The following is a 12,282-nucleotide window of genomic DNA, read 5'->3' as shown; positions in this document are numbered from 1 at the left end:
CCTGCCCCGACCCGTAGGGGTTCCACGGGTTCCCACGGTTCTACGGGTTCCACGGGTTCCCACGGTTCTACGGGTTCCACGGGTTCCACAGTTCTGCGGTTCCACAGGGAGGGCGCCGCGCGTTTCCCGCTCAGTGCTGCACGAAGACGTAGTCCGCCCGGTAGGGGACGCCCACGATCGTGCCGGGTGTGCAGGAGCCGGCCGGGGCGATGCCGCCGGCCGTGTTCAGGCGCAGGACCTCGGCGGTGTCCGCGAGCAGGCCGTGGCGCTTGCCGGACGGGGTGGCCAGCAGGTCGAGTTCGGGGATGTTCGTGTCGCCGTTCGGGGTCCTGGACACCACCGCGCCGGTGACGGCGCTGCGGTCGGGGGCGACCCACCGTGGCGTACCGGAGCCGGGTTTCACGAACGAGTGGAGGATGCCGCCGCCGAGCAGGGCCGCGACATCGCGCTGGGCGAAGGCGTAGCCGCCGCCGGTGGTTCGCTTGCACTCGTAGATTTGCCGGCCCGTCACCACGGAGGCCTGGAGGTTGTCCAGGGCGTGGCGGAAGTCGAAGGCCGTGGTGACGTTGTGGAGCCGGCCGCGCACCGCTCCACCGGGGAACGCGGCGGTGTGCAGATTGGCGTAGAAGACTCCGGGGTCGGTCTTGAGCCGGGTGAGCAGCGCGGTGTCCCCGACCTTCACGCTCCCTACCACGGTGTAGCCCTTCACGCCGTTGTCCAGCAGCTTGCCGAAGTCGATCACCACCCCGCCGTTGACGCCCTTCGGGCCCTGGTGGATGTGGAGCATGGTGGGCCGCCCGGTGCCGCGCCAGGTGACGGCGACGGAGACCGTGTCGCCCTCGATCCTGACGAACTCCAGGGCGGCGCCGTCCTTGTCGCCGACGGCGGGGCCTCCGGCGACGGGTACCTCGTCGGCCCCACGGAGGCTCGCGACGAGGGTGGTGCCAGGGGAGCCGCTGCCGGGGCGGGTGGTGCCGTTCCCGGTGGCGACGGTCCCCGCAGTGTGCCCGGCGTGGTCCGCCCCGGTGTGCCCTCCGGTCCGTCCCGCTGCGGCGGCCGGCACGACGACGGCGACGAGCGCTGCCGCCGTGGCCGTGGCGACGCCGGTGAGGAGCGGGGCGGTGCGGCGCTTTGCGAACGTGGCCGTCGTACGCATGATCGTGATTCTCCCCGTTTCACAGCCGACGCCCCCTGCGTCAGCTTTCGGGCAGGAGTACGGAGCCGATCTCGGTACGGACTCAACCCAACTACGTGACACGGCTCACACGAGCGCGTACGAGGAGTGACGGAAAAGCGGCCTCAGCCCGCCCGGTGCACCACCGCGTCGCACAGCTCCATCAGGGCCGCCTTGGCGTCGCACTCCGGCAGCGGGGCCAGGCCCGAGCGGGCGTCCTCCACATAGCGGACCGTGTCGCGGCGCGCCTGCTCCAGGGCCGGGTGAACGCGCAGACGGGCGAGGGCCTCGGAGTGCCGGGCGTCATCCGTGAGGTCGGAATCCAGGAGCTCACACAGGGCGATGTCCTCGGCCAGCCCCATGCGCTCCGCACGCTCACGCAGACGCAGCACCGGGAGCGTGGGGACACCCTCACGCAGGTCCGTTCCGGGCGTTTTCCCGGACTCGCGCGAGTCCGACGCGATGTCCAGGACGTCGTCGGCCAGCTGGAACGCCACGCCCAGCCGCTCGCCGTACTGCGTGAGCACATCCACGACCGTCTCGTCGGCGCCAGACATCATCGCCCCGAAGCGGCACGCCACCGCCACCAGCGAGCCGGTCTTGCCGCCGAGGACGTCGAGGTAGTGCTCCACGGGGTCACGGCCGTCCCGTGGACCCGCCGTCTCCAGGATCTGACCGGTGACCAGGCGCTCGAACGCCTCCGCCTGGATCCGGACCGCCTCCGGACCGAGATCGGCCAGGATGTGTGACGCCCTCGCGAACAGGAAGTCACCCGTGAGGACCGCGACCGAGTTGCCCCAGCGGGTGTTCGCGCTGACCACGCCGCGCCGCACCTCGGCCTCGTCCATCACGTCGTCGTGGTAGAGGGTGGCGAGGTGGGTCAGCTCCACGACCACGGCCGAGGGCACGATCCCGGGCGCGTACGGGTCGCCGAACTGGGCCGCGAGCATCACGAGCAGCGGCCGGAACCGCTTCCCGCCCGCACGCAGCAAGTGCTGCGCGGCCTCCGTGATGAAGGGCACCTCACTCTTGGTGGCCTCGAGCAGCCCTTCCTCGACAGCCGCCAATCCGGCCTGGACATCGGCCTCCAGAGCCTGGTCCCGCACGCTCAGCCCGAACGGCCCGACGACGGTCACGTGGGGTCTCCTGTCTGCTGACGTCTGCTGACGATCACACGGTCGGTCTCAAGGACGGTCACTTGGTCGATGACGTCGCCTGTCGACGTGGCGTATCGAGTTTGTCGATCTGTCGCCGCCATCACTCAAGTCAGCGTATCCGGTCACGTTTCGATCACCACGAGCGCCCACTGTTCCAGGCCGGGCGGTATCGGATCAGGAAGGGCATGTTCTTGATCATTCGATACGAACAGACATTCACTGACATAACAGACAAAGAGCCCTTACGGCTGGGATCAGCCAGGTTGCCCCCTGCCCCACGAGCACCGGACACCCCTTCGCCGCGCCTCACCCATCACCGCCTGGCCACCCAGTGCCACCTTTTCGGCCACCGGACGACTCCCCCTACGACTGCCCGCGCTCACGTTCCGCACGCCCCCCGCACACGCCGCCCGGAGGCTCGTCCCACCCGCCGCCCCACCGGGAGAACTCCCCTCAGGGGCACCGGAGTCCGGGTCGAACGGTCGGCGGCCACCCGCCCCGGGGCCCGGGTCTCACCACGCGACATGTGGCCGTTTTGTCCGAATAGGACCGTTATGCAGGGGAGTGCTGATGACGACCACGGGAACGGAAGTGAAATAGCTCACGTGCGCGACAGGCGAGGCATCGCGGGCGTGTCGCCAACTCACGCTTTGCTAATGGCAACTTGAACCCTTCTCAACAAAATGGATCAACGACCTTATTCCCCCATTTCATGGCCAATCCGGAATGACTGTGACGTGCGGGCTTGTTCCCGACATGTGCTCTCGCATACCTTCCCCTCGATCCGAGCGGAACGCCGAATCCTGCCGCCGCTCGGGAGCCCATCGACCCACGACGGCAGGAGCGGGGGACCCAGGTAAACCGCCGATCCGGACACCACACCGGAACGGCTAGGGGTGAAGTCGCGACCTCGGCGTCGAGGACGCGGCCGGGCACCTCCCCGCCCGAACCCGACAGCTCACCTCGCAGGCGCCGGAGAGGAATGCGACATGTCCGCTTTCGCACTGCCCGCACGCCGTCGGGACCGTGGCTCCAAGGCCACTCGTCTCACCCGTGCCCTCGCAATCGCGGGGGCGGGTGCTGCCCTTCTCGCCCTGCCGGTCATGGGGGCGACCAGCGCCTCCGCCGCGCCCGGCAAGCCGGCGACGGTGACCGCCACCACCATGAAGTCCGTCACGACCCGAGGCACCACCCTCGACAGCTGGATCCGCCAGTCGCTGGAGGTCATGGCCCAGCACGGCATCCCCGGCACGTACAACGGCATCTACCGCAATGTGATGCGCGAGTCGTCCGGCAACCCGAAGGCCATCAACCTGTGGGACTCGAACGCCCGTAAGGGCATCCCCTCCAAGGGCCTGCTCCAGATCATCGACCCCACCTTCGCCGCGTACCACGTGCCCGGCACGTCGTTCGACCCCTACGACCCGGTGGCGAACATCACGGCCGCGTGCAACTACGCCGCCCACCGGTACGGCTCGATCGACAACGTCAACAGCGCGTACTAGAAGGCCTGGCGATCTCCGGGCGGCGTTCCTGACGATCGCCGGCCGGTAGGCCCGGTAGTCGCCGAGTAGGCGTCGTAGCCGACCGGCAGGACGAGCAGGCCTCACAGCCGACCGGCAGGACGAGCAAGCCTCGTAGCCGACTAGTGGGCCTGGCAAGAGCCGACGGACCGTCGGCCGGCGCTGTCGGCCGTCGGCCGGTGGCCACCGAGGAGTCGTTCGAGGACGACGGCGATGCCGTCGTCCTCGTTCGACGTGGTGATCTCGTCCGCCACGGCCTTGAGTTCCGGGTGGGCGTTGGCCATGGCCACCCCGTGCGCGGCCCAGTCGAACATCGGGATGTCATTGGGCATGTCGCCGAAGGCGATGGTCTGGGACGGGCCCAGCCCCAGATGCTCGGCGGCCAGTGCGAGCCCCGTGGCCTTGGTGATGCCGCACGGCTGGAGTTCGACGGTACCGGGCCCGGACATGGTGACCGTCGCAAGCGAACCGACCGCCGCGCGCGCCGCCGCCGCCAACTCGTCGTCCGAGAGGGCGTGATGGCGCAGCAGTACCTTGCTGATCGGCTCGCACCACAGGTCGTCGCGCCGCTTGACCCGTACCGCGGGCAGGGTGGGGTGCGGCATCCGGTAGCCGGGTTCGATGAGCGTGAGCCCGTCCACCCCGTCCTGATCCACGGCCGCGTACACCTGCCCCACCTCCGCCTCGATCTTGCCGAGCGCGGTCTCGGCCAGTTCCCGGTCCAAAGTGACGGAGAACAGCAGCCGGTTCGTGCCGGCGTCGTACACCTGCGCGCCCTGCCCGCACACCGCGAGCCCCGTACTGCCGAGATCGTCGAGCAGCGGCCGCACCCTGGGCGCCGGGCGCCCCGTCACGACGAGGTGCTGTGCGCCTGCCGCCGAGGCCCGCGCCAGCGTGGCCCTTGACCGGTCGGAGAGCGTGTCGTCGTCACGCAACAGCGTTCCGTCCAGGTCAGTGGCGATGAGTGAATATGCGAAGGGTGCGGCCATGATCAGAGAATACGGATGGAACGCCCCGCCGACTCGGCGCGAACCGGACGACGTTCGGTATCCCGCCGCCACCGAACTCCCGTAGCCCAGCACCGGAGTTGCCTCGCGCCCCGGGGACACGACGGCGCCCGGCCCCGGCACGCCCCTCGCCCCGGCGTGGGCCCCGCGCCGGCACCGCCGTTCGGTGCCGGCGCCGCACGACGGTGCCCTGCCCGGCGCGCGGCAGCACCTCGCGCGGCCGGTGCACGCATCGGGCGCTCAGGCGCCCGCATCCAGCAGGCGGCGCCTCGGCGCGCGGCGACCTCGCGGAGTTCGCGGGGCCGCACGGTACGCAACGGCGCCTTGACCGCGATCAGTTGTTCCGCGTACCAGTCGGGCTCGTCGGTGGTGGCGACCAGGGGGGACCAGGCGCGTGGTGACCAGCCGCGTGGTGACCAGGCGCGTGGTGACCAGCCGCGTGGTGACACTGGTGTGGAAGTGCGAGGGGCTGGACGCGGCGGGTCTGTGCGCCACGGTCGGCGCCGCTTCGATCTCCCCCTGGGGCCCGGTCTCCCCCACGGAACGCGCCGAACGGCTGCGAGAAGAGACCCACTGCGGTGATCCGGGGACGGCCACGACGAGTGGGCTCGTCGCCCGGCTGGACGGCGATCCCGTGGGCTGGTGCGCGGTGGGGCCCGGACGTCGTATCCGCAGCCGGCCCGCGCCCGGGTCCCCTGGTCCGGACGCCAGGAGGACAAGGTGGACGACGGCGTCCGGGCCGTGGCCTGCTTCCTCACCCGTACGGGCTACCGCCGCCGCGGCATCACCTACGCGCTCGCCCGCGCCACGGTCGGGCGTGCGCGGGACCGGGGCGCCCGCGCGTCGGAGGCCTATCCGGTGATCACGTGCCCCGGGCTCGAGATCACCTGGGGGCGCCGCACGTCGGCAGCCGCGAGGTGTTCGCCCAGACCGGCTTCCGGGAGGTGAGCAGACCCCCGCTACGGCGGGCCGTGCTGCGCATCGACTTCCGAACGACGCGTACCGGCCTCCGGCCTGGGGCGTGACCCGCCACGGCGCCACGCCCCAGCCCGCCATCGGTGATCCCCGGCCGGACCACCCGGCCCGGCGCGCCCTCAGCCGTGCGCCGCCGCCAGGTGCTTCGCCAGCCGGGGAGAGGCGAACTCCGTGCCGCACACGAAGCGCATCACCGGGCCGTACGAGGACGCCGCCGGCAGGCCCGTGAAGTACAGGCCCGGTACGGAGGACACATATCCCGCGCCGAGCCTCGGCGTGCCCCGGCTCACCGCCAGTGCCGTGCGCAGTCCGTGGCCCAGGAAGTCCATCGCCGCGATGTCCACGCGGTAGCCGGTGGCGGCGATCACATGGTCCGCGGTGAGTTCCTCCGTGGTGCCCGTGTGCGTCCGGACCGTCAGGACGGGGCTGCCGTCCGGCACGGACGCGCCGACCACACCGGCGACCTCACGCACCTGCACCTTGCTCTGGAAACGGTCGCGCAGCCACCACGCCCCGAGCGGGCCGAGAACCCGGCGCACCAGGTAGTGACGGGTCTGGTCGGGCAGGAACCGGTAGGGGTGCGGGTAGTAGCTCAGCGCCCACAGGGACCAGGCGCGCCCGAAGGGCGATTCGGGGCGGAACTTCGGCTGGTCCCAGGGGGCCGCGCCGAAGGCCACCTTGCCCTGGCCGCGCGAGATCACCCGCACCCGCGCGCCCGCCTCGGCCGCGAGCGCGGCCGTCTCCAGGGCGGACTGCCCCGCGCCGATGACCAACAGGTCCTTGCCGGAGAACCGGGTCAGGTCATGGTGCTGGGAGCTGTGGGAGACCGGTCCCGTGGGCGAGGGGCCGTCCGCCGCGGCGGTGGCCAGTTCCGGCGGGAGGTGGGCGAGGCCCGACAGGCCGGTGGCCACCACGACCGCCCGCGCCGCGAACTGCTCGCCCGAGTCCAGCTTCAGATCGAAACCGCCACCCTGACGGCGGTCCACGGAGACGACCCTGACCCGCTCCAGCTCGGGCACCAGCTTCTGCTGGAACCACTCGCCGTAGGCGATGAACGTCTCGATCGGGATGATGTCCTCGTCGGTCACCAGCCGGGCGATGCCTGCCGCGTCGCAGTAGTCGGCCAGGGTGTGACCGCTCTGGGGGGCGTCGAGGTTCGAGGCGGCCGGGGTCGACTTCAGAAGCATGCCCGCGGGCATGTGGTCGCGCCAGCTCACCATGAGCTCACCGAAGACGCGTACCGGGATACCGCGCGCCCGCAGATGGGCGGCGGTGGACAGGCCGAACGGGCCGGCGCCGATGACTGCTACCGGTTGAATCACGAAGTCCCTCCCCAGGACGCGACGTGCCTACCTCGTGGTGGAGCCGTACGCACAGGGCGTACCGGTGGTTCGGCCGTACGCGCTAACGCGTACGGCTGGTGGAACCGCGGCGGTTGGTCCGCCACAGCTGATACAGGTGCTTCGCGCCCGGCCGCACGAAGCGCGCGAGCATCGTGAAGAACGGCCGCGGGTCGTCACTCGCGAACCAGGCCAGCTCGGTGCCGCTCGCTCGGGCCGGCGCGTGCGGCGTCGTGTAGCCGCTGCGCCGGTAGGCGATCAGGGCCGGCAGGTCGATGTTCTCCACGATGTACCGGTGACCGGCGCGCTGTTCCCCCTCCGGTACCGGGCGGCCGGTCAGGTCCAGATGCATGGCGCGGACGACGTCCACCCCCGCCGCGTTCTCGAAGAGGCGGAACTGGGCGCCCATGCGTGGGTTGAAGTCGAGCAGTTTGTAACGGCCGTCGCGGCGGTCGAAGCGCAGGTCCAGATCGACGATGCCGGTGAAGCCGATCTGCTTGATGAAACGTGCCGCGAGGTCGGCGAGTTCCGGGTTGTCGACGACGTACGCGTTCGCCGTCATGCCCGCGTGCGGCGGCCAGGAACGGACCTTGACGCCGGTGAACAGGGCGAGCGGGGCGGAGTCCTGGCCGAAGTACGCGTGCACGATCCAGTCCTCGGCCTCCTCCCTGGGCAGGTACTCCTGGAGGATCACGCCCGGGCGCTCGCCCCAGTCGCGGGCGAGCGCGAGCAGCCCCTCAGGAGTGGTGATCTTGGTCGTGCCGTTCACCGCGGGCCGTTCACGGCGTACGAACGCCTCCCGGTTCTTGGCCACGAGTGGGAAGCGGGCCTTCTCGGCGAAGCGCACGATGTCGTCGTACGACTGCGGGAAGGCGGCCTGCGGGCTCGGGATGCCGTGTTCCACGCACAGCTCGTGCAGGCCCTGCTTGCTGGCCAGGCGGCGCGGAAGCTTGGCATCCACCTTCGGGAAGAGGAAGGGACCGGCGAGCACGTCCTGATGCTCGGCGATCAGTACGGCGGCCTCCTCGTCGGTGGGAATGAGCACGGTCGGCCGTCCGACACGGCGCCCGACGCGCAGCAGGCCCTCCACGAGCCGTTCCGGTTCCTCCGTCCCGGTGGTCGGCCACACGAAGGCGCGCCGCAGATAGCGGGAGACCGCAGCCGGCGTGTAACGGTCCTCGGTGATCGCGTACATCGGTATGCCCAGCCGGCCCAGGCTCCGGATGGCACCCACGCCGCCGTGGTGCAGTGGATAGTCGCCGAATTTCACGATGAGCCCCGGCACCCCGCGGTCCGCGTCGAACGGCACGCCGGTGCTCCTGGCCACGGGTCCCCCCACGTGTCCCCCCTACGGACCGGACCCACCCCGTCCGTGTCCCCAAAGGACGCTAAGCCGGAATTGGGTGCTCCGACAAGGCCTATTCGGACATTGCGAACTCTTTAGACACTGCCCAAGACAGGCAACTCACCCGTAACGTGTGCGGCGACCACATGGAACGCACCCCCATGCACGACACACCCGACGTGCACGAAAGCGAGGCAGCATTCCCATGCCCCCCATCGACGTCCCCGAGGGCGACCCCTTCGGTCCGCACAACCTCCCCTACGGCGTGTTCTCGCCGGTCGGCTCCGATGAGCGGAAGGTCGGCGTCCGCCTGGGCGACCACGTGCTCGACGCGGGCGCCGCCGCCGAGGCGCTCGGCTCCCCGTACGCCTCCCTCCTGGCCCAGGCCTCGCTGAGCCCCCTCCTGGCGGCCGGCCGCACCGCCTGGTCGGATGTGCGCCGGGCGCTGACGGCGTGGGTGACGGTGCCCGCGCACCGCGAGACCATCGAGCCGCTGATGCACCCGCTCTCCGAGGTGGTCCTGCACCTTCCCTTCGAGGTCGCGGACTACGTCGACTTCTACGCCTCCGAGAACCACGCCCGCAACGTCGGGCAGATCTTCCGCCCGGACGCGGCGGACTCCCTGACCCCCAACTGGAAGCATCTGCCCATCGGTTATCACGGCCGGGCGGGAACCGTCGTGGTGTCCGGCACGGACGTCGTACGCCCCCAGGGACAGCGCAAGACGCCCACGGACCCGGCGCCGGTCTTCGGGCCCTCGGTCCGCCTGGACATCGAGGCGGAGGTGGGATTCGTGGTGGGCGTGCCGTCGCAGCTGGGCCGGCCGGTGCCGCTGTCGGCCTTCCGCGACCATGTGTTCGGGCTCTGCCTCCTCAACGACTGGTCGGCACGGGACATCCAGGCCTGGGAGTACGTGCCGCTCGGCCCGTTCCTCGGCAAGTCGTTCGCCACCTCCGTCTCGGCATGGATCACCCCCCTGGACGCCCTGGAGGAGGCGCGGGTGGCACCCCCCGGGCGCACGCACCCGCTGCTGCCGTACCTGGACGACGCACACGAGGAACCCGGGGGCTACGACCTGCGCATCTCCGTCGCGATCAACGGCCATGTGGTCTCCGAGCCGCCGTTCTCGACCATGTACTGGACGGCGGCCCAGCAACTGGCGCACATGACGGTGAACGGGGCGTCACTGCGGACGGGCGACCTCTACGGCTCGGGCACCGTGAGCGGCCCGACGGAGCACGAGCGCGGCTCGCTGCTCGAACTGACCTGGAACGGGCGGGACCCGCTCGAACTCCCCGACGGCAAGCGGGCGTTTCTGGAGGACGGGGACGTGGTGACCATGACCGCCTGGGCTCCGGGGCCGCACGGCACGCGGGTCGGGCTCGGGGAGGTGACGGGCCGGGTGGTGCCCGGCACCTGAGCCATCCTCGGGGCCCGCAGCGCCTGGAGCCGCTCCCCTAGGCCCGCACGGCGTTCCGGCCAGGGGCTCGCCGGCCGTCGGCGCCGACGGACGAGCATCCCGGGCCGGCGCCCCGCCCCCGGCGCCCGCAGCGTCCACGGAGGCGGATCCTGCCCAGCTTCCGGTCGGACCCTCGACTCAGAGGCGCCGTGGCCGTGCCGTCCCGGGGCCCGTCCCGACGCTCATATCCAGTCGTCGGGTTCGGGCTCCGGCTCCAGGTCCGGCTCCGACTCGGGCCAGTCGTCCACCGGTGTCCCGCCGGTCGCCCGGGCCGTCTCGGCCGCAGGGGCCGCGCCGTCCGCCGACGGCCCGTCGAGCGATGCGAGCACTTCGAGCACTCCCTCGCCGTAGGTGGCCAGCTTCTTCTCGCCGACCCCGCCGATGGTCCCCAGCTCCGCCACCGTCGTGGGGTGGACGGTGGCGATCTCCCGCAGCGTCGCGTCGTGGAAGATCACATATGCCGGAACGCCCTGTTCCTTCGCCCGGGCCGCGCGCCAGGAGCGCAACGCCTCGAAGACGGGCAGCAGTTCCGGCGGCAGCTCGGCGGCGGCCTTCGGTCTGCGTTCGCCCTTCGGCGACGAGGAGCGGGCGGCAGCCGCGGGCTTCGCAGGCTCCTTACGCAGCGGTACCTCGCGCTCCCGCCGCAGCACCGCCCCGCTCGGCTCGGTCAGCACCAGGGTCCCGTACTCCCCCTCGACCGCGAGCAGGCCCTGGGCCAGCAACTGCCGGATGACCCCCCGCCACTCGCCCTCGGTCAGCTCCTCGCCGATGCCGAAGACGGACAGCTGGTCGTGGTCGAACTGGATGACCTTGGCCGTGCGCCGCCCCAGCAGGATGTCCACGATCTGCACCGCGCCGAACTTCTGCCGCCGCTCCCGGTCCAGTCTCCACACCGTGGACAGCACCTTCTGGGCCGCGGTCGTCCCGTCCCAGGTCTCCGGCGGCACCAGGCATGTGTCGCAGTTGCCGCAGTCGCCCGTCTCGGCGTCCTGGCCGAAGTAGGCGAGCAACTGGCCGCGGCGGCACCGGGCCGTCTCGCAGAGCGCCAGCATCGCGTCCAGGTGCCCCTGGGCCCGGCGGCGGAAGGCCTCGTCGCCCTCCCCGGACTGGATGAGCTTGCGCTGCTGTATGACGTCGTTCAGCCCGTATGCCATCCAGGCCGTGGACGGCAGGCCGTCGCGGCCCGCCCGGCCGGTCTCCTGGTAGTACCCCTCGACCGACTTCGGCAGGTCCAGGTGTGCGACGAACCGCACATCCGGCTTGTCGATGCCCATCCCGAACGCGATGGTCGCGACCACGACCAGGCCGTCCTCGCGCAGGAACCGGGACTGGTGCGCCGCGCGCGTGCCCGCGTCCAGACCCGCGTGGTAGGGCACCGCGTCGATGCCGTTGCGGGTCAGGAACTCCGCCGTCTTCTCCACCGAATTGCGTGAGAGGCAGTAGACGATGCCCGCCTCGCCCGGGTGCTCCTCGCGCAGGAACGACAGCAGCTGCTTCTTGGGGTCGGCCTTCGGGACGATCCGGTACTGGATGTTGGGCCGGTCGAAGCTCGCCACGAAGTGGCGGGCCGTCGGCATGTTCAGCCGCTGGGTGATCTCCTGGTGCGTGGCGCGCGTGGCCGTCGCCGTGAGCGCGATCCGGGGGACCTCCGGCCAGCGCTCGCCGAGCAGGGACAGGGACAGATAGTCGGGGCGGAAGTCGTGGCCCCACTGGGACACACAGTGCGCCTCGTCGATCGCGAACACCGAGATCTTGCCGCGCGAGAGGAGATCAAGGGTGGACTCCAGGCGCAGCCGCTCCGGGGCCAGATAGAGCAGGTCCAGCTCGCCGGCCAGGAACTCCGCCTCCACCACGCGCCGCTCGTCGAAGTCCTGCGTGGAGTTGACGAACCCGGCCCGCACACCGAGCGCCCGCAGCGCGTCCACCTGGTCCTGCATCAGCGCGATCAGCGGTGAGACCACCACGCCGGTGCCGGGTCTGACCAGGCTCGGGATCTGGTAGCACAGCGACTTGCCGCCGCCGGTGGGCATGAGCACCACGGCGTCGCCGCCGGCCACCACATGCTCGATGATCGCTTCCTGCTCGCCGCGGAAGCTCTCGTACCCGAAGATCCGGTGCAGCGTGGCCCGCGCCTCGCTCCCGTCACTCGGCGCCGGCATCACGCCCGCCTCCGTCATCACAGCCGTCCCGTCCATCGCCCGTCCCCCGTGTGTCGTCCCTCGACCACGCCATCCACGATAGGGGGCCGCGCCGACAGCCCCGGAGTTGTCCACAGGCCGGCCTCCTGGATCTCGCCGAGATC

9 protein-coding genes and 1 riboswitch are annotated in these 12,282 nt (G+C 71.1%); of the genes, 3 read left to right on the top strand and 6 right to left on the bottom strand.

The genetic code is table 11. From position 1 onward, the window contains the following. Positions 1-130: 130 nt before the first annotated feature. Together ACIP94_RS06825 and ACIP94_RS06820 are read right to left on the bottom strand one after the other, a co-directional pair. Entirely contained in the window at positions 131-1,156 is a 1,026-nt protein-coding gene (locus ACIP94_RS06825) for a CHRD domain-containing protein (protein ID WP_402420628.1), read from the bottom strand. Between the two features lie 143 nt (positions 1,157-1,299). Next, positions 1,300-2,310, bottom strand: coding sequence for a polyprenyl synthetase family protein (locus ACIP94_RS06820; protein ID WP_402420625.1), 1,011 nt, complete (start codon positions 2,308-2,310; stop codon positions 1,300-1,302). Positions 2,311-3,115: 805 nt separating this feature from the next. Beyond that, positions 3,116-3,316, top strand: a riboswitch (cyclic di-AMP (ydaO/yuaA leader). Positions 3,317-3,320: 4 nt separating this feature from the next. Here ACIP94_RS06820 and ACIP94_RS06815 point away from each other — a divergent pair. Beyond that, entirely contained in the window at positions 3,321-3,836 is a 516-nt protein-coding gene (locus ACIP94_RS06815; RefSeq protein ID WP_402420622.1) for a transglycosylase SLT domain-containing protein, read from the top strand. Between the two features lie 140 nt (positions 3,837-3,976). Here ACIP94_RS06815 and ACIP94_RS06810 read toward each other — a convergent pair whose 3' ends face one another. Continuing rightward, a complete protein-coding gene (locus ACIP94_RS06810) occupies positions 3,977-4,843 on the bottom strand; it encodes an HAD family hydrolase (protein ID WP_402420620.1) in 867 nt (288 codons plus the stop codon). 660 nt (positions 4,844-5,503) lie between these two features. Here ACIP94_RS06810 and ACIP94_RS06805 point away from each other — a divergent pair. After that, positions 5,504-5,809: a hypothetical protein gene (locus ACIP94_RS06805; protein WP_402420617.1), complete on the top strand. Its 306-nt coding sequence runs from the start codon at positions 5,504-5,506 to the stop codon at positions 5,807-5,809. 146 nt (positions 5,810-5,955) lie between these two features. Here the strand turns inward: ACIP94_RS06805 and ACIP94_RS06800 are convergent, their stop codons facing one another. Both ACIP94_RS06800 and ACIP94_RS06795 read right to left on the bottom strand, forming a co-directional pair. Beyond that, positions 5,956-7,158: an FAD-dependent oxidoreductase gene (locus ACIP94_RS06800; RefSeq protein WP_402420614.1), complete on the bottom strand. Its 1,203-nt coding sequence runs from the start codon at positions 7,156-7,158 to the stop codon at positions 5,956-5,958. 82 nt (positions 7,159-7,240) lie between these two features. Next, positions 7,241-8,485: an ATP-grasp domain-containing protein gene (locus tag ACIP94_RS06795; RefSeq protein ID WP_402421703.1), complete on the bottom strand. Its 1,245-nt coding sequence runs from the start codon at positions 8,483-8,485 to the stop codon at positions 7,241-7,243. Between the two features lie 241 nt (positions 8,486-8,726). Between ACIP94_RS06795 and fahA the strand changes: the two genes are divergently transcribed. Beyond that, positions 8,727-9,941 (top strand): fumarylacetoacetase, encoded by a 1,215-nt coding sequence (gene fahA / locus ACIP94_RS06790; protein ID WP_402420611.1) that lies wholly within the window; start codon positions 8,727-8,729, stop codon positions 9,939-9,941. Between the two features lie 221 nt (positions 9,942-10,162). On the opposite strand, the gene recQ is transcribed toward fahA, so the two are convergent. Further along, a complete protein-coding gene (recQ, locus tag ACIP94_RS06785; protein WP_402420609.1) occupies positions 10,163-12,175 on the bottom strand; it encodes a DNA helicase RecQ in 2,013 nt (670 codons plus the stop codon). Positions 12,176-12,282 lie beyond the last annotated feature (107 nt).

The sequence above is a fragment of the Streptomyces sp. NPDC093261 genome (assembly GCF_044753645.1).
Lineage (GTDB): Bacteria > Actinomycetota > Actinomycetes > Streptomycetales > Streptomycetaceae > Streptomyces.
This window is presented reverse-complemented; position numbering and strand designations above follow the sequence as displayed.